We start from the raw sequence: 17,766 nt of genomic DNA, 5'->3' as shown, positions 1-17,766 counted from the left end.
CCTATGGGGATCAATTATTGATTGGGGAGTTATTGCATATAACTCACGATCATTGTTCGCATTAACATAATTTCACTATCATTCCCAAGCATCAGTCTCAACTGTGACTCAGGTAAAAAATAAATAAAAAAAGAATTTAAGGTGAATGCATGGTGCACATCGCAAATCTATCAAAACAAGGGGAATGTGATCAAAGGAGATAAGTAAGATAGCAACGTAACTTCAATCAGACACGTTACCAATAATCATAAGTATTTGGGGCATGATTTGCTGAAGGACATCCATTTCTTCACCTCAAATCCGGCCAGTAAAGGAATTGTATCCTTTTACCATCATTATCATATCTCGTATGCTTACGAATGAACAACGAATTTATGATGCGCCTTCCCGCACTTTTTAATGCGGAATCACGCATGATCACGCATTCACGTTTATTATTTTCATGAGCTTACTCTGTAAACAATCTTCGATGATGCGTATTCCAATGGGAGCTGCTTACATACCCTATCCATCACGTTGTGGCTGTCCATGAATCTATACCACTTTTATATTGCCGGGGAGCGTTAGCGAATGAAAAACTATATGTTTTTTAAAGGTAACGCTTGATTCTCTCAATGATTACATTGGTCTACTTAACGTTTATAGGCAAGGTCATAACAGAAAAAGAGCCTCAGCTAGTGTTACCTCAGGCTCTCTTTCTTTATTCATTAGTACATGTAGGGATTATCAACAGATCATTTCGAAGGCTTGCCAAAATTGTCTCTCCATATCATGTGACAATAGCGATATGCAATTTTTGTTGAACGTAGTATCGGTTGTTGTTTGCGGTTATTTCGGTAAATGTTCATAAACAGCCTGATTAATTTAATTTTTTCATCCCACGGTATTCGTTCCTTTTGTTGCAGTGCAGGTTGTTTCATTTCTATCCATCCTTTATGACATTATCAGTAGAAAACACGCCATATCAGCATGGTCGTTATTTGATATTCCTAAACAACACAAATGGTGCATTTTAACCTATGCACTTATAATAATAAAATTAGAATCAATGTTTGGGATTTAGTTTACATAATTTATTTATGGTATTTTTATTTAATAGGAGTATTCCTCAGTAAATTCAAAAATTTATTTAGTAGTCTCTAGTAAAAACCTCCTTCTCTATGATAAAATGTCTCATATTATACGCTCATAGCTTATAAATGGATTTGTTTCCATCTTTGCATACAAACTGTTTTATGGAGGAACCGTCATGCATGCTTTTTTAATTATCCTTGAATGGGTAGGATTTTCCTTCGTTTTCATTGGTTTACTGATTCGCTATTTAAAAATTTTCCAACAAAATGAAACGAGAAAAAGAATAGGAATAATCCTTTGGGCCATCGGTATTTGTGTTATCTTTGCTTCCAGCTTTTCTATTCATTTTCTTCTAAAATAACTCCCAAACTGATGAAATGTACCACCATGAAGAGACTTAATCGTCGCCTATTTTAGAGCTTACCAAATCACGAAAAACGAACGTGGGGCGTTTAAAAAAATGCGCTGATCGATCACCTTCTATTGTTGCGCATAATAAATGTATTGAGTGTCTCTCCACTTTTTGTGATAATATAACTATCAAGGCAAATTTTACGAAAGTATTAGACGCAAAGCCACGGACCTACAGCATTCATTTTGCCATGGTAGCCGGGTTGCCAGGAGATTCTCCTGTTCAAGTTAATACTGACTTTAAATTTGCCCTTATTACGTAGATGAGGTAACAATTTGTTAAAGACTATTTTAATTGTAGATGATTCGCGATTTATGAGAACATTTATTCGAAACAAAATAGATTCATCGCTCTTCTGCATTGCTGGTGAAGCGTCAAATGGGCTTGAAGCCGTTGATCAATACAGTACCCTTCACCCTGACCTCGTGATTATGGATATTACTATGCCTCTTCTATCTGGGATCGATGCTTTGCGAAGAATTATGAAGCTAGACCCGAAAGCAAAAGTAATCATGTGTTCATCATTAGGCAGCGAACAATTAGTAATTGAAGCCATACAATTCGGTGCCAAAGAATTTGTGTTAAAACCTTTTTTTGATGATCTCAATGAAAAATTAAAAAGTGTCTTACACTATTAAAATCAGTGCGTGACGTTTGATCCAATGCCTTTAATCCTTTCAAAGCATCAAGAATTGAATCATCGAATTCATCATTCCGCCAATGATTGACTTATCGTCTTCCGAATCCGTGGCGTCATAATGACTTTGCTTTCAGATCTTGCAGCATTTGCTTATATTCTTACATCTGCTTGCGTCCACCATATCTCCCTACTTTAGCTTAAGCCACCGCCTTTGACGCGATGCGTTTCTTTCCCCCATTTTATCAATAGGTTCAGTCGTTTTCCGCTGTCGCAAACAAATTTCATCACTTAAAAGATGTATATTTATAAGCCAATTTTTCTAATAATAGTTAATACATTGGCGGTGAACAGTGATGGATTTAAATTTGATATGGAAAGCAGTATTAATTATTGTTTGTGGTATCTTTTTATTGCGGCTTTTAGGAAGAAGCTCCATTTCTCAAATGACGACTTCCCATACGGTTATAATGATTTCAATTGGTACGTTACTTATACAACCGATAATAAGCAACAGAAACATCTGGCTTACTTTTGTACTTGCCTCTATATTGGTTTTAACCCTGATCATCATTGAATTAATTCAAATGAAATGGGACTTTACCGAAGCGTTAATCACTGGACGCTCCAAAATAGTTATAGAAAATGGGGCATTAAATCAAAAAAATCTAAAAAAGTTACGTATTTCGGTAGATGACCTAGAAATGAGTCTAAGGCAAAATGGTATTGAAAAGATAACCGATGTACAATGGGCGACTATTGAACCAAGCGGACAATTAGGTTATCTACTTACTGATAAAAAGAAATTTGCAACGAAAGAAGACACGGATAAGATTTATGAATTACTCAATCAGCTTATCTCACAATTGAATGACACGAAAACTAAACCTCCGGAAAACAATAAATTAACGAATCAAGTTTCTAATCTTTTTACCGAAGTTAAGAAAGGACATAGTTCGTCAAATTCTGATCAGCTTAACTAATGTCCTCACCGCTCATGAATCACTTCGAATTGTTCAATTTCCGACAATTTAATACCTGTTGTTATTCCTGTCAGCACACCTTGTTCCTAATCAAGACTGACTAAACGATCAATGAGCAACTTGCGATTGGAAGTCTCCTCTAATGTTCCTGCTAAGATGGTATTTAAGCAGTTATAGCAAAGACCCCTCAAGCCATATGGCTCAAGGGGTCTTTGTATTTCTAGTTGATTAATATTGTTCCATGTATTGTTCGCGTTCCCAAGGATGTACCTGAGTGCGGAACATATCCCATTCAATTTCTTTAGCATCGTTGAAGTGGGAAACTGTATGTTCACCAAGTGCAGCTGTGATTACTTCGTCAGAATTGAATACGTCTAATGCTTCTTTCAAAGATGAAGGTAATTCGTGAATACCAAGTTCTTCACGATCTTCGTCAGTCATGACATAGATGCTACGGTCAACAGATGCAGCTGGAGTCAATTTTTCTTTGATTCCGTCAAGTCCTGCTGCAAGCATAACAGCCATAGCGAGGTATGGGTTTGTTGCAGGGTCAACACTACGCACTTCGATACGAGTGCTTAAGCCACGAGAAGCAGGAATACGAACCAATGCACTACGGTTGCTCAAAGACCATGCAACATAGCTTGGTGCTTCATAGCCAGGAACCAAACGTTTAAATGAGTTAACCGTCGGGTTGGTAATCGCTGTGAATGCACGAGCATGTTTCAGAACGCCGGCAATGAATGCCTTTGCTGTAGCACTGAGTCCGTCTTCAGCAGATTCATCATAGAAAGCATTTTCTTTGCCTGTGAATAAAGACATGTTCGAGTGCATACCTGAACCATTGACACCGAACAGAGGTTTCGGCATGAATGTTGCATGAAGTCCGTGTTTACGTGCAATCGTTTTAACAACCAATTTGAATGTTTGGATGTTATCACATGTTTTTACTGCATCAGCATATTTGAAGTCGATTTCGTGCTGACCCGGAGCCACTTCGTGGTGGGAAGCTTCAATTTCAAAGCCCATATCTTCGAGTTCAAGAACGATATCACGACGGCAATTTTCGCCAAGGTCCGTAGGAGCAAGGTCGAAGTAACCGCCTTTATCATTAAGATCGAGTGTCGGTTCGCCGTTTTCATCCATCTTGAAGAGGAAGAATTCCGGTTCAGGTCCGATGTTGAAAGATGTAAAACCTAGTTTTTCCATTTCGGCTAATTGAGCTTTCAATACCGAACGAGGATCTCCAGGGAATGGCGTGCCGTCTGTCTTGTGGATATCACAAATCAGTCGAGCAACTTTTCCTTTTTCTGCTGTCCAAGGGAATACGACGAAGCTGTCATAGTCTGGGTACAAAAGCATGTCCGATTCTTCAATTCTTACAAAACCTTCGATTGAAGAGCCGTCAAACATAATTTTGTTATCCAACGCTTTTTCGAGCTGACTTACAGGAATTTCAACATTTTTGATAATTCCGAGCAAATCAGTGAATTGCAAACGGATGAATTTCACGTTTGCTTCATTTACCTTAGAAATGATGTCTTCTTTTGTAAACTTTGCCATTCAAGATCCTCCCCAAAGATAAGTTTCTGTTTTCTTAAAAATTTATATACACAGATCGCAATCACCGAAAGAACCGTGACAGCTCCCCTTGTATTAACGATGCCTTACCATACTTACCTGCTTGAACAAGCTCAGACTTCAGGAATTTCATCAAATCAGCATCAGACACTGCCTTCTTTTCCTCCGCAGGGCTGTTCGCTTCCAAAGGCTTTTCACTAAGCTCTCGCCTTATACCCGCCAAGTTCACGCCTTCATCTAAGAGTGACTTAATATCCAGAAGTCGATCAACATCATTGAAAGAAAAGACGCGGCGATTTCCCGCTGTACGTTCAGGACGAATCAAGTCATTTTCCTCGTAATAGCGGATCTGTCTGGCCGTAAGTCCGGTCAGTTTCTGCACAATGCCCATTGAGAATAAAGGCATTGAACGGCGCACATTATCAGCCATCTCGCCTCACGCCCCTTTCTTAATCACATTATAACGGTCAGCCTATTAGTTGTCAAACCATGTTAGCTTATCTCACGTTTAACGATACTGATTTAAGAAATTTGTCACAATTGCACGTGATCTGGATTCAACAGATGGGTTTCAAACAAATGGTTAACAGCCACCATCATTGCTGCTTTCACGTGTTCATAGGTTAATCCACCTTGAACATATAACGTATAGGGCGGGCGAAGCGGTCCATCTGCGGTCAGTTCCAGACTCGCTCCTTGAATAAATGTACCTGCAGCCATAATTACATCACTTGTGTAACCAGGCATTGGGCTCGGATAAGGGAGTACATGTGCGTTAATTGGTGATGCCATTTGCACAGCCTGACAAAATGCAGTCATGAGATCTGGGTCATGAAATGTAACGCTTTGAATTAAATCCGTCCGCACGGTTTGCCATGAAGGAGCTGTTTCCATGCCTAACTTCTCCATAAGCGCGGATGTGAATACTGCCCCTTTCAGTGCTTGAGCAACCATGTGAGGGGCAAGGAAAAATCCTTGATATTGATCCTTTAATTCATTCAAAGATGGCCCTACTTCTTTTCCAAGTCCAGGGGCTGTCAGTCTCTCAGCACACATTGAGACGAATTCTTCTCTTCCGACGATGTAGCCACCAGATTTTGCCAACCCGCCGCCAGGATTTTTGATCAATGAACCAGCCATTAAATCAGCCCCAACATGGCATGGCTCAATCGTTTCAGTAAATTCGCCGTAACAGTTGTCCACAAAAACGATGACATTCGGATGTTCCTTTTTAATTGATGCAATAGCTTTACCTATTTGATCAACCGGGATTGACGGACGGTTGTCATAACCACATGAGCGTTGGATTGCGATCATTTTTGTTTTCGAAGAAATCGTGCGATTGACATAGTCTGTATCAATCTTTCCATGCTTCAGTGGAATCGAGCGAAAATCGACTCCGAAGTCCTTCAAAGATCCGTGACTGTTCCCGGAAATACCAATTACACCTTCTAATGTGTCATAAGGTTTACCAGTTATGTAGATTAACTCATCATTTGGTCGAAGAATTCCAAAAAGTGCGGTTGTAATCGCATGTGTACCTGAAATCATCTGTGAACGAACAAGCCCGGATTCTGCTCCAAGACAGTCTGCGTACACGGCCTCTATGCCTTCACGGCCAAAATCATCATAGCCATAACCAGTCGTTCCGCTAAAATGAGCATCACTAATTTTGTTTTTTCTAAAACTGGTTAACACGCGATATTGATTTTCTAGTGCAATGGCATCAATGGCCTTCAATCGCTCAGCAATCTGTTGCTCAACACCTTCTGCCAATTTCTTTAATTGATCTCCAAAAGCAAGTGCATCAAACATTATTATAGCTCCTCATCTGTTGTACCTATATCTTTTAATAACTTAGAGGCAATCGGCGTCTCCGGAAAGACAAATCCTTCAACTTCAAAAGCCTGAGTTTCTTCATTATAACTTTGTTTTTTTAGAACTGTATTTAGCTTTATTTCATTTAATAATTTGCCTTCGTCCGCAGGTATCATCGTTTGGAACGGTACCATCTGCTCAATCAGCATATTTTCGACTGCTTCAAGAATCTGATCGCGGTCATTCAAATTTCTCGCTGAAACAAGCAAAGAACCTTTTGGAACAATAAAAGGCGTTTGCAATAAATCTTTTTTATTATAGAGAGTTAACATCGGAAGATCATCAGCACCTAGCTCTACAAGTAATTGTTTGACCGTTTGTTCATGAGTGATCAAATCCGGATCAGAAGCATCAAGAACGTGCACGATGAGCTGAGCACCTGAGACTTCCTCTAATGTGGAACGAAAAGCGGCAACAAGTTGTGTTGGTAGTTGCTGAATAAAACCAACAGTGTCTGATAATAAACTGATAAAACCATTCGGCAGATTCATTTTCCGTGTTAAAGGATCTAACGTTGCAAAAAGCTGGTTTTCTGCGTAGGTCCGTGCCGCAGTGAGTTGATTAAACAATGTAGATTTTCCTGCATTGGTATACCCTACAAGTACCACCTGACATTGGTTATTTGCGAGCCGTCGTTCACGATAGCGTTTGCGATGCTGTACAACTGTCTTCAATTGATTACTGATATCTTTCATTCTATTGCGGATATAGCGTCGATCAGTCTCCAATTTGGTTTCACCAGGACCACGTGTGCCAATACCACCACCGAGTCTTGACATGGATTCACCCATGCCGCTAAGCCTTGGAAGTAGATACTGAAGTTGAGCCAATTCAACCTGTAATTTTCCTTCTCTAGAGCGCGCTCGCATTGCGAAGATATCTAAGATTAACTGAGTCCTGTCCAATACTTTTGCATAAAGCAATGCGCTGAGCCTTCCCTGCTGTGCAGGTGTCAGTTCACCGTTAAAAATGATTGTGCCTGCTCCTAATTGCTTTTCCAATGCGTCTAGTTCTTGTAATTTCCCGCTTCCAATGTAAGTCGCGGAATCGATTTTTTGTCTCTTTTGAGTGACAACGGCAACAACTTGACCATCCGCTGTCTTTGTTAGTGCCTCAAGCTCCTGAAGTGATGATTCGAAATGATCATCAGATTGGGAGGGTAGCTGACATGCAACTAGGATTACATTTTCCATAAAGTACCTCTCTCTATTTCTGCATTATGCCTCATCAACTTTTGAAAATGTCGATCCGTCTTCAATGTTCAGATCACAAGCGCGAAGCGTGAGAAGCGCGTCACGATCGAAACTATGTTCACGTACGAGGCGGACTGCCTGTTGACGAATCATTTTTTCAATTAAGTTACGTACGAAACGTCCATTACTGAAGTGGGGTTCAATGCCGGCTGCTTTTTGTTGAAGCAACCGGAAAAGTTTCTTTTGAGCTTCGGCAGTTAACGAATATTCCCGATCATGAATCATTTGTTTTGCAATTTCCAACAGTTCAACTCCTGAATAATCAGGAAAAGACATAATCATTGGAAAGCGCGAAGAAAGCCCCGGATTCATCTGAAGAAATTCATCCATTTCGTCGGAATATCCGGCTAAGATTAGGATAAATTCATCCTTATGATCTTCCATTTGTTTGACCAGTGTGTCAATAGCTTCCTTCCCAAAATCCTTCTCTCCGCCACGGGAGAGTGAATACGCCTCATCAATAAAAAGTACTCCGCCAAGCGAACGTTTCACTAAATCTCTCGTTTTTTGTGCGGTCTGTCCGATGTACTCACCAACAAGATCTGCACGTTCTGCCTCAATCAAATGGCCTTTCGTCAAGATGTCCATTTCTCGGAATAAATCGCTGATCAGCCGTGCAACAGTCGTTTTCCCCGTGCCCGGATTACCTTTGAACAACATATGAAATGAATGTTTCTGCACCTTCAATTGTACTTCTTCACGTTTCCGATAGATATAGAGCCAAGCGTAAAGTTCCCGTACGAACTGTTTTATTTCATCCATTCCTACCAGTTGATTGAGCTTTGTTTCTAACTTTTCAAGCGGCTCATGGGTCACACGTTCATCAACAGGAAACGGTGCTGCGCTTTTCTCTGCTTTTTGATTAAACACAACATTAATTTGGCTTTTCTTCGTGAACGTATAGGCTTCTCGCACGGACCGATCACCTCACTGTTGTTCTGTGGTTCAAGTCTCATAATTTCACCTGCGTCGCTTATGTATACGCTGGCCGGAACGCGCCTGTGACAAACGCCCATGGCGATTGTGAAAAGACTGGACTGATTTATCTTATGATAACCATCTGCAATTAAGAATTAAAGTAACCCAACAAAAACTTGATCGAACAGTTTGGAATCACAGACCCAATGACCGCCTAACTTGCATTCTACAATTGCTTTTCAACATAAAGAAAAGACAGCGTAATCGCTGCCTCCCCAGAATCTATTATGACTCGTCTTGACTTGTCCAGTTTACAGGCTTTGATGGAGTAAAAGTGGAAATCGCATGCTTGAAAATCAACTGCTGTTTGCCATCGCTCTCCAAGAGCACCGTGAAATTATCGAAGCCTTTAACTTTTCCTTTCAATTGAAAACCGCTAACAAGAAAGACGGTCACAAACGTTCCTTCTTTTCGCAACTGATTCAAGAAAGTATCTTGGATGTTGATTGACTGTTTCATTTTATTCCTCCTCTTTTCTCTCTAACTAACACTAATTCGATTTGGTGTTAAATTATCCTGCAAGGAACATCAATTTGTCTGATCTTTATCTCTGAGAAGGAAAAAATTGTCCAGTCAGAAAGATCTTACAAAATGATTATATTTTAAATTTCCATCATTTGCAAAGTTTGCTACAAAAACGATCAAGAAATGTTAGAAAACATGCCTTGAATCATTTAGTGATGAAACTTTTCTCCACGAAGTGGTAAATTTCGTCTGCTTTTGATGGAAAATCCTCGATAGCTTCCGTCATGTCAAACCAATGCACAGGCATCTGTCGCCTAAACCAGGTTAATTGTCGCTTTGCATAATGACGGGAATTCTTCTTTAGCTGATCTACAGCTTCCTCTAAGGAAACAGATCCATTAAAATAGGGAATAAATTCCTTATAGCCAATTGCTTGCATGGCCTGAGTCTTCTGATACCCCAACCGATACAAAGACTCTGCCTCATCGAGTAACCCATCTGATATCATTTGATCCACGCGTTGATTAATACGCGAATATAAACGAGAACGTTCCATCGTCAAACCAACGCATAGAAAAGGATAAAGAGACTGTTCCGTTTCATGTTGCGCATGGGCACTAAATGGCTGACCTGTTTCATGGTAAACTTCAAGTGCGCGCATCACTCGAACAAGATTATTCGGGTGAATCCTTTGTGCTGCAACGGGATCTACCTTTTTCAAACGTTCGTACAGTTCTTGTTCGCCGTGTTCTTTTACGAATGCTACTAATTGCCGCCGATAGTCAGGATTGGACCCACTCGAAGAAAATTGATAATTAAAGAGCGCGGCCTTTATGTATAGGCCGGTTCCACCAACTACAATAGGCAACTTGTCTTCATTAGCCATTTCTTGAATGACTAAGCGCGCATCTCGCTGATAATCAGCCGCCGAATAATCCTCATTCGGATCACAAATATCAATAAGATGATGCGGAATACCCTCGGCTTCTTCAATGGTCACTTTTGCCGTACCGATATCCATACCTCGATAAATCTGAAATGCGTCTCCGTTAATTACTTCACTGCTAAAGCGCTTTGCCAATTCAACGCCAAGTTTAGTTTTTCCGACCGCTGTCGGACCAACGATTACAATGATCTTTCTATTCATAACCGACTCCCAAAATAAAGTTGGTTTCAGTATAGCATAACTCATTAATGATGAACCATTTATGAATCATGGCGAATGTGGCAAGACGCCGGATATGATCCCGATAAGACACTGATTTAACCACCATGACCAACAGATTGAGAAATCATTACGACAACGTCGCCTCTTCTCATCACGTCTTCTTATCATCATTATACGAACGTTAGTTCCTATTATCAAGCAGTTTTTTTGAAAATATTATAAGTGAAGAATGAGGTTTGGACGTCTCTTCTCATCTATTATTTTTTTAACAGTTTCGTATCATACATGGTAAAATCACATCGATAGATAAATAGATATTTGCCATCAATGATCAATCCCGTTGAATTAGGCACTTCCGTAGCGAAATAAGAGACATGATTTCCAGCAAAAGTTGCGATTGGTTTTCCAAGCTGTGAACGGATTAAAATCACTTTAGATCGACCATCAAAATAGTTATGAAAATTATTAACTACACGATTGATGAACGGGTAACTACGATCCTGATTCTCAACAAGTGCCTTTTTCGGCAATTTGTTCATCACATCCTGAAGCCCTTTTTCATACATAATTAACGTGCTGCCGACATGGACCACTTGATTCCCACCAATAGTAATATTTAGTACAGAAGATTGCTTTGTTGTTTCCCCTTTCTCATTGGTTTGGTCAAACTTTGTATCTCTCGTAATAGAACCCGAGATTCCGTGTAGGGAATCAATTGGCTCGCCATCCGCATCATAGGTTTGCATGGTGACGTCTAGTCCTTTTAATGATCCTTCAATTTGTGTCGTGAACATATCCCAAACTTGACACCCGCTAAGTCCAATCAATGTTATAACCAATAGCCCCGCAATAATAATAGCTTTCACATTTTTCTTCACTTTATTTTCTCCTGTCTACCCAAAGAGTCATGGATACTTCTGCTACCAGCATAGCTAATGGGTATGAATCTGTCATCCGTCTCCAGACAGAGATTCGGTGAACATAAAAAAAGAGCTGAACATCCACATTGGAACGGAATGCCAACTCGAGCACAAGTGTTAAATGCTACTGTAAAAATATTAGACCCTGTCAAGGCCGAATAATTAAGGAGGGTGTTGCTTTCATGTATTTATCATAATAAATAATTCTTAATAACTCCTTAAAATGTTGAGCAATCTTATATCATTCAATAGAAATTTTTTGACCCTATACTTAATTAGTAAACTGCTCATGTTGGAATGCTGCAATATCCTTCCACTCATCACTGAGTTTTCTCGATAGTCTCAGAAAAATTGGGAAGAGTCGCTCATACACGTCAACATTTTCTTTTATCGGTTGATGACTATTCACTGACCCTATCATAGATGCGACGATGCCAAGATTGTCCGTTTCTCCGGTCGCGTAAAGTCCAAGGACGGCTGCACCCAAACACGAACTTTCAAAACTCTCAGGTACATTCACCGGCTGAGCAAAAATGTCTGCCATCATCTGGCGCCAGAGTTCAGAACGAGCAAAACCTCCGGTCGCCTGGATCTTTTTCGGCTCGCCTGTTCTCTCTCTCATGGCCAGCATGACACTGTAGAGATTATAGATAATACCTTCGAGTACTGCACGGATCATGTGCTGCTTCTGATGATGTAAAGTCAAACCAAAGAAAGCACCCCGTGCATTTGGATTCCAGAGCGGTGCACGCTCACCGCTGAAGTACGGTTGGAAGATGAGACCATCTGAACCCGTTTGTACGCGGGCAGCCATTCGTGTCAGTACATCATAGGGGCTGATCCCCAGCCGCTTTGCCGTTTCGACTTCTGACGCTGCAAATTCGTCCCTTGCCCAGCGCAGAACTCCCCCGCCATTATTGACTGGCCCACCAACTACCCATTTATCTTCAGTCAATTCATAACAAAAGAGACGTTCTTTCGGATCAGCTACTGGTTTATCAACGACGGTTCGAATAGCTCCACTTGTTCCAATGGTAACAGCGACAACACCAGGCTCAACTGCATTTACGCCTAGATTCGATAGAACACCGTCACTCGCTCCTACAATAAATGGGGTTTCCTTTTTGATCCCCATCTTATCTGCAAATACTGGATTTATTCCCATCATTATTTGGGTCGTTGGTACAAGTTCAGAAAGCTGATCTTCCTTTATTCCCGCAACTTCCAGTGCGTCTTGGTGCCAGCTAAGCGTTCTCATTTCCATTAACCCTGTACATGACGCTATGGAATGATCAACGACATATCGATTAAATAATTTATAAAAAATATATTCTTTGATTGAGATATATTTCTTAGCTTTGTTAAAGACCTCTGCATTCTCGTGTTTCATCCAGAGCAACTTGGGAAGCGGGGACATTGGATGGATCGGTGTTCCGGTTTTCATATAGATCTCATGTCCACCAAGATCCGTTTTCAGCCGTTGACACCAGTCAATACTGCGATTATCCGCCCAGGTAATACAGCGCATTAGTGGTTTCCCATCTGCGTCAACGGGGATGACACTATGCATTGCACAGCTAAAAGAAATAAATGAAAGTTGCTCTGGAGCTACCTTACTTTTCTGAACAGCATCATGAATTACAGATAAGACCGCTGAGAAGATCTCTTCAGGGTCCTGTTCAGCTGTAAATGCATCCGGTGTATAGAGTGGATAACCATGATTTGCATACGCAGCAATCGTGCCATTGGTTTGATACAAAACCGCTTTCGTACTTGTCGTTCCTATATCCACACCCATCATATATTTTGTCACTACCCAGCTCCCCTTTCATGTGTATCCTTTTGGATTAATCTTTTTCCATTTCGAAGAACAGTACCCTAAATTTAATCCAAGTTGGCTTCAATACCTGGTTATATCTCCCACGTTATTCAAGCTCTTCCCTCATCTATTCTCAAAGGAAATGATTTATTGAGCGTCCGTTTTGAATCATCAAAATATCGGCCCACTGATTTTTCTATGGTTTCGCTCGTTCCTGTCTGCATCGCCCGAACGATCTTACGATGTTTATCAATCACCCATTCAGTATGCTCTGTTCCATGTGCAAAGACATCTTCAGTTGTTACAAGAATGATCGCCATAATTAATGGTCGCATGCCGTTCCAAAGGTTTAAAATACGTTGATGGCGAGCATGACGGATTATTGTTTCATGAAAAGTTAGATCGTAATAAGCAAAATTACTGTGCATATCATATCGAGCTGCTAATTCCATTTGATCAATAGTCAGACATAGCGAATGAAGCACTGTGCTCATATCTTTCCTTGAAACGCGCTGTTGGGCGAAATTTTCGATCATCTCACGAATATCATACAGTTCTTGAACATCTTTTTGACTGAGTCCGAGAACGACGGCCCCCATACGCTCCAGATGAATCAATCCATCATTCGAAAGTGCTTTCATCGCATCACGCACCGGTGACCGGCTTGTGCCGTATAATTGAGCGATTTGATTCTCTGATAAGACTTCCCCAGGCTTAATACTATTTTCTAGAATTTTCAGACGCAATTCATTCGCAATGCGCTCACCTAACGATATAGTGTTCATCCACAATTCCGGGAACTGCAGCATCATCTTCACTCCTGTTCAACCCAAGACCTAACTTTATACGAGCCATGGGCGCCAAGTACACTTGTCGACAAGTTAATTAACAATAAAGTACCGTATTGCGAAAAACAATGTAAGCCCTTACAGTTTTACCAATTAGTATTTACTCACCTTTGCACTGCTGTCAACGTTCCACCTCTTTTTATCGTTCAAGCTCTTTCACTACGCCTTCCATCTTCTCTGAATGTATGCAAAAATGACCGATCATAGAATGTAAAAATAATCTTCTCCCCTCATCAGTGAGCAGAGCGTTCATCAAAGAAAACTAATGAATCAACGACTAAATTTAAAAATTAATATCATGAATATACACGAACGAAAATATCAATGTAAACTGTAAGCGCATTCATCAATCGGGAGGGGATTATCATAGACGCATACTTGTTGATCATTACTGTATTGTCAATCGTTCTCGTTATCCTTGGTGTTTCATGGTTCAAGTGGCATGCATTCATAAGTTTAACAGTCGCCAGCCTATTCCTTGCTATTTTTTCCGGTATGTCTTGGGACAAAATTGTCCTCGGTTATGAGACGGGTGTTGGCGGTGTGATGGGGCACTTAGTCGGTATTCTCGCACTCGGGACAATATTAGGGAAAATGCTCGCCGAATCGGGTGGAGGAACATCGATTGCGAATTTCTTTATTAAGATTTTCGGTGATAAGTTGTTACCCTGGGCTATGTTTGTTTCCGGATTCATCGTCGGAATTCCGGTATTCTTCGAAGTCGGTATTCTCATCCTTCTACCTTTGGTCATTTCCATCCATCATGAGTCAAAAAAGAACATTTTGCTGATTGCGCTTCCAGCCATTGCTGGGCTATCAATTGTTCACGGTATTATTCCTCCTCATCCTGGGGCGATCGCTGCAATCAGTATTTATGGTGCGAATATGGGTACCGTTCTCCTTTATGGTCTTATCGTCGCTGTTCCATCAGGAATTATTGCTGGGCCATTGTTTGCCAAATGGATTTACAAAAAAGTCACGCCTGCTAATGAACCGAAACTCATTGAAGTCGAAGAAAAAGATCCGGCTACAATCCCCGGTCCAGGATTGGCATCATTTATCATTCTCCTTCCTGTTATTCTGTTATTATTTGGATCTTTCGCATCCTATCTAACAAAAAACGAAACATTTCAACATCTTTTCGCATTTATCGGTAGTCCACTCGTAGCACTATTGATTTCAGTATTTATCGCTTATATCTTACTTGGTTTTCGATTGGGCAATACGAAAGATCAAATTAGAAAGTTTACAGAGGATAGCATCCTTCCCGTCGGTTCAATCATTATCATCATCGGTGCCGGTGGTGCATTTAAACAAATTCTGATCGACAGTGGGATTGCAACTGTGATTAGCCGAATGGCCATTCATTTCTCACTATCTCCATTGATTTTAGCCTTTGTTATCGCAGTGCTTATCCGTGTTGCGACCGGATCAGCAACCGTTGCTTTGACAACAGCAGCCGGAATTGTCGCTCCGATTGTTGCGCATATGACCGGTGTGAATCTTGAACTGTTGGTTATTGCCACAGGAGCGGGTTCGCTTTTCGCCTCTCATGTCAATGATGCGGGGTTCTGGATGGTCAAGGAATATTTAGGCCTTTCATTGAAAGAAACGTTTAAGACATGGACTGTTTTGGAATCGATTCTATCGGTTGCAGCTTTCGCGATGGTTTTAATCTTAGATGTTTTTGTATAACTCAACTTCTATGTAAAGTAAGTAATTTAATAGAAACAGCCGCAAATGATGTCTGCGGCTGTTTCTCTATTCAAGTGTGATTTGGTACGTTGAAGAGATGTTTTGTTCACATAATGGTACCATCTACCCTCATGCAATTTTGGTCTTTTAGTCATAATCTCATTACCATCCCCAAATTTATTCAAAACAAGAAATGGCACCTGAAATGCTCAGGTGCTTTGATTCTTGCAAATAAACCGATCAATATCATAGACCTATTAAAGGATTCTCATCCAGGGTCACAGATTTAAATGTTGCTTCATCGAATGCTGCTGCTAGTTCTTGTTCGTAATGTTCCATTTGTTCTTTCCTCCATGACAAGCGATCGGCCATATAGTTCAGAATCGGTCGTTTCCATTTTTCCACCCAATCGATATCGAATAACAGTTTCCCTGTTCTTCTCGTAAAATAGTCTACTGGAGAAAATGCCATTTCATTAGTCAAAGCATATTCTATTGTCGCAAAAACAAATGGTGTAAGATGATATTGTTTAATTTCTTCCCTATTTAAACGGATCAATTCAAATAGGATTGGTGTATTTGTGCCATATTTTTGAGACAATTCTTGTGCTTCTTCTTCAGTCAACCCAAGTTTTTCACCGTTTGCAATCATTTTTCGTATCAGGTCCAAATAATTTGCGGAACCGCCAAAATGCCCACCTGAAAGTTCAGCATGAACAGTTTGGCATGATGGATAGTGATGGCCTGTTTCTCTCTCGAGTTGAGTCGTGACTTCATCAACGACACGCTCAGCCATCTTCCGATAACCGGTTAATTTCCCGCCTGCAATCGAGATCAAGCCCGATTTAGCAACGAATAGTTCATCTTTCCTGGAAATTTCAGAGGGCGACTTTCCTTCTTCCTGAATTAATGGACGGACACCTGCCCAGCTTGATTCGACATCCTCTGGCCTGAGATTAATGCTCGGGAACATGCCATTAATCGCATCTAAAATATAATCTCTATCTTCTGAATCCGGTTTCGGATTAATTGGATATTGGGCATACGTCGTATCGGTCGTACCAGCGTAAACTTTACCATCCCGTGGAATGACAAATATCATCCGTTTATCTCCATTTGTTGTATCAAAATAAAGCGATTGTTTCATTGGAAACCGTTTGCCATCAATAACAATATGGACGCCTTTAGTCAGTTGAAGGTACTTTCCCTTCTTAGAATGGTCCATTTCCCGAATTGTATCTACCCATGGTCCTGCTGCGTTGACAATTTTTTTCGCAAAAATACGATAGGACTTTTGTGTCAATTGATCAATCACCTGTACACCTGTCAACTGTGAATGAGCATCATATATCAAATGCTCTACTTTGGTATAGTTTACCGCGAGTGCCCCCTGTTGCACCGCTTCCTTCATTGTTTCTATTGTCAGACGTGCGTCATCCGTACGATATTCGACGTAATATCCGCTGCCCTTCAGCCCTTCTCTTTTCAGAAGCGGTTCCTTTTCAAGCGTCTCACTTCGGCTGAGCATCACGCGGCGTTCACTTCGTTTAACACCAGCGAGAAAATCATAGAGCTTAAGGCCCATGGAAGTAGAAAATCTGCCAAAGGTTCCATTTTTATAAATCGGCAGCATCATTTTTTCCGGACTGGTAACATGTGGTGCATTTTCATAGACAATTGCCCGTTCCTTACCAACCTCAGCGACAATTTTTATTTCAAGTTGTTTGAGATAACGCAATCCTCCATGTACAAGTTTCGTTGATCGACTAGATGTCCCACCGGCGAAATCCTGCATATCAACCAGACCGACATTTAGGCCGCGTAAGGTTGCGTCAAGAGCAACGCCTGCCCCAGTAATGCCTCCCCCGATCACCATAAGGTCAAGTGGACGGGTAGCCATCTCTTCCAAATAGTGATCTCTTTCCAAAGATGAAAATGACATTATGCCTTCCCCCTAGTTAATTATTGAAAATGGGGACCACCAATACAAACCGGTTCGCTTTTGCTCACTTAATTCCGGAAATGATTGGCGGTCCCCTCCTCAGTCACGACCTGA

General features: G+C 40.8%; 14 protein-coding genes and 1 riboswitch. Of the genes, 3 read left to right on the top strand and 11 right to left on the bottom strand.

What is annotated here, in order from left to right; translation table 11 throughout:
• The first annotated feature begins 1,608 nt into the window (after positions 1-1,608).
• A riboswitch (cyclic di-GMP riboswitch) is annotated at positions 1,609-1,696 on the top strand.
• A gap of 65 nt (positions 1,697-1,761) precedes the next feature.
• Positions 1,762-2,124 (top strand): response regulator, encoded by a 363-nt coding sequence (locus tag NIE32_RS01560; RefSeq protein ID WP_253052287.1) that lies wholly within the window; start codon positions 1,762-1,764, stop codon positions 2,122-2,124.
• A gap of 355 nt (positions 2,125-2,479) precedes the next feature.
• Positions 2,480-3,106 (top strand): DUF421 domain-containing protein, encoded by a 627-nt coding sequence (locus NIE32_RS01555; protein ID WP_253052285.1) that lies wholly within the window; start codon positions 2,480-2,482, stop codon positions 3,104-3,106.
• A 228-nt stretch (positions 3,107-3,334) separates the two neighbouring features.
• Here NIE32_RS01555 and glnA read toward each other — a convergent pair whose 3' ends face one another.
• The 10 genes from glnA to NIE32_RS01505 form a co-directional block, all read right to left on the bottom strand.
• Positions 3,335-4,669 carry a type I glutamate--ammonia ligase gene (glnA, locus tag NIE32_RS01550; RefSeq protein WP_253052283.1) on the bottom strand — a complete coding sequence of 445 codons (1,335 nt, stop codon included), beginning with the start codon at positions 4,667-4,669 and terminating at the stop codon, positions 3,335-3,337.
• 61 nt (positions 4,670-4,730) lie between these two features.
• Entirely contained in the window at positions 4,731-5,117 is a 387-nt protein-coding gene (locus tag NIE32_RS01545; protein ID WP_253052281.1) for a MerR family transcriptional regulator, read from the bottom strand.
• A 104-nt stretch (positions 5,118-5,221) separates the two neighbouring features.
• Positions 5,222-6,502: a methionine gamma-lyase family protein gene (locus tag NIE32_RS01540; protein WP_253052279.1), complete on the bottom strand. Its 1,281-nt coding sequence runs from the start codon at positions 6,500-6,502 to the stop codon at positions 5,222-5,224.
• Positions 6,503-6,504: 2 nt separating this feature from the next.
• Positions 6,505-7,758, bottom strand: a complete 1,254-nt coding sequence (hflX, locus tag NIE32_RS01535) for a GTPase HflX (protein ID WP_253052277.1) — start codon at positions 7,756-7,758, stop codon at positions 6,505-6,507.
• A gap of 24 nt (positions 7,759-7,782) precedes the next feature.
• Positions 7,783-8,733 carry an AAA family ATPase gene (locus NIE32_RS01530; RefSeq protein WP_253052275.1) on the bottom strand — a complete coding sequence of 317 codons (951 nt, stop codon included), beginning with the start codon at positions 8,731-8,733 and terminating at the stop codon, positions 7,783-7,785.
• A gap of 288 nt (positions 8,734-9,021) precedes the next feature.
• Positions 9,022-9,255 carry an RNA chaperone Hfq gene (gene hfq, locus NIE32_RS01525; RefSeq protein ID WP_253052273.1) on the bottom strand — a complete coding sequence of 78 codons (234 nt, stop codon included), beginning with the start codon at positions 9,253-9,255 and terminating at the stop codon, positions 9,022-9,024.
• A 211-nt stretch (positions 9,256-9,466) separates the two neighbouring features.
• The gene (gene miaA / locus NIE32_RS01520) at positions 9,467-10,408 is read right to left on the bottom strand and encodes a tRNA (adenosine(37)-N6)-dimethylallyltransferase MiaA (RefSeq protein WP_253052270.1); all 942 of its coding nucleotides are present in this window, start codon (positions 10,406-10,408) and stop codon (positions 9,467-9,469) included.
• Positions 10,409-10,686: 278 nt separating this feature from the next.
• Positions 10,687-11,307: a DUF5052 family protein gene (locus NIE32_RS01515; RefSeq protein ID WP_253052268.1), complete on the bottom strand. Its 621-nt coding sequence runs from the start codon at positions 11,305-11,307 to the stop codon at positions 10,687-10,689.
• Positions 11,308-11,620: 313 nt separating this feature from the next.
• On the bottom strand, positions 11,621-13,150 hold the full coding sequence (gene gntK, locus NIE32_RS01510) for a gluconokinase (RefSeq protein WP_253052331.1): 1,530 nt from the start codon (positions 13,148-13,150) through the stop codon (positions 11,621-11,623).
• 128 nt (positions 13,151-13,278) lie between these two features.
• Entirely contained in the window at positions 13,279-13,977 is a 699-nt protein-coding gene (locus NIE32_RS01505; protein WP_253052329.1) for a GntR family transcriptional regulator, read from the bottom strand.
• 405 nt (positions 13,978-14,382) lie between these two features.
• Between NIE32_RS01505 and NIE32_RS01500 the strand changes: the two genes are divergently transcribed.
• Entirely contained in the window at positions 14,383-15,711 is a 1,329-nt protein-coding gene (locus tag NIE32_RS01500) for a GntP family permease (protein WP_253052327.1), read from the top strand.
• A 246-nt stretch (positions 15,712-15,957) separates the two neighbouring features.
• Here the strand turns inward: NIE32_RS01500 and NIE32_RS01495 are convergent, their stop codons facing one another.
• Entirely contained in the window at positions 15,958-17,652 is a 1,695-nt protein-coding gene (locus tag NIE32_RS01495; RefSeq protein ID WP_253052266.1) for a glycerol-3-phosphate dehydrogenase/oxidase, read from the bottom strand.
• Positions 17,653-17,766: the final 114 nt, after the last annotated feature.

Source organism: Sporolactobacillus kofuensis, from assembly GCF_024125425.1.
GTDB classification, from domain to species: domain Bacteria; phylum Bacillota; class Bacilli; order Bacillales; family Sporolactobacillaceae; genus Sporolactobacillus; species Sporolactobacillus kofuensis.
Note: the sequence above shows the minus strand (reverse complement) of the source record. Positions and strands in the feature narration are given on the sequence as shown.

Excerpts from the sequence above, each read along its gene's own strand:
- NIE32_RS01495 (WP_253052266.1), bottom strand. The coding sequence starts at position 17,652 with ATGTCATTTTCATCTTTGGAAAGAGATCACTATTTGGAAGAGATGGCT.
- gntK (WP_253052331.1), bottom strand. The coding sequence starts at position 13,150 with ATGATGGGTGTGGATATAGGAACGACAAGTACGAAAGCGGTTTTGTAT.
- glnA (WP_253052283.1), bottom strand. The coding sequence starts at position 4,669 with ATGGCAAAGTTTACAAAAGAAGACATCATTTCTAAGGTAAATGAAGCA.
- hfq (WP_253052273.1), bottom strand. The coding sequence starts at position 9,255 with ATGAAACAGTCAATCAACATCCAAGATACTTTCTTGAATCAGTTGCGA.
- NIE32_RS01505 (WP_253052329.1), bottom strand. The coding sequence starts at position 13,977 with ATGCTGCAGTTCCCGGAATTGTGGATGAACACTATATCGTTAGGTGAG.
- NIE32_RS01545 (WP_253052281.1), bottom strand. The coding sequence starts at position 5,117 with ATGGCTGATAATGTGCGCCGTTCAATGCCTTTATTCTCAATGGGCATT.
- miaA (WP_253052270.1), bottom strand. The coding sequence starts at position 10,408 with ATGAATAGAAAGATCATTGTAATCGTTGGTCCGACAGCGGTCGGAAAA.
- hflX (WP_253052277.1), bottom strand. The coding sequence starts at position 7,758 with ATGGAAAATGTAATCCTAGTTGCATGTCAGCTACCCTCCCAATCTGAT.
- NIE32_RS01555 (WP_253052285.1), top strand. The coding sequence starts at position 2,480 with ATGGATTTAAATTTGATATGGAAAGCAGTATTAATTATTGTTTGTGGT.
- NIE32_RS01540 (WP_253052279.1), bottom strand. The coding sequence starts at position 6,502 with ATGTTTGATGCACTTGCTTTTGGAGATCAATTAAAGAAATTGGCAGAA.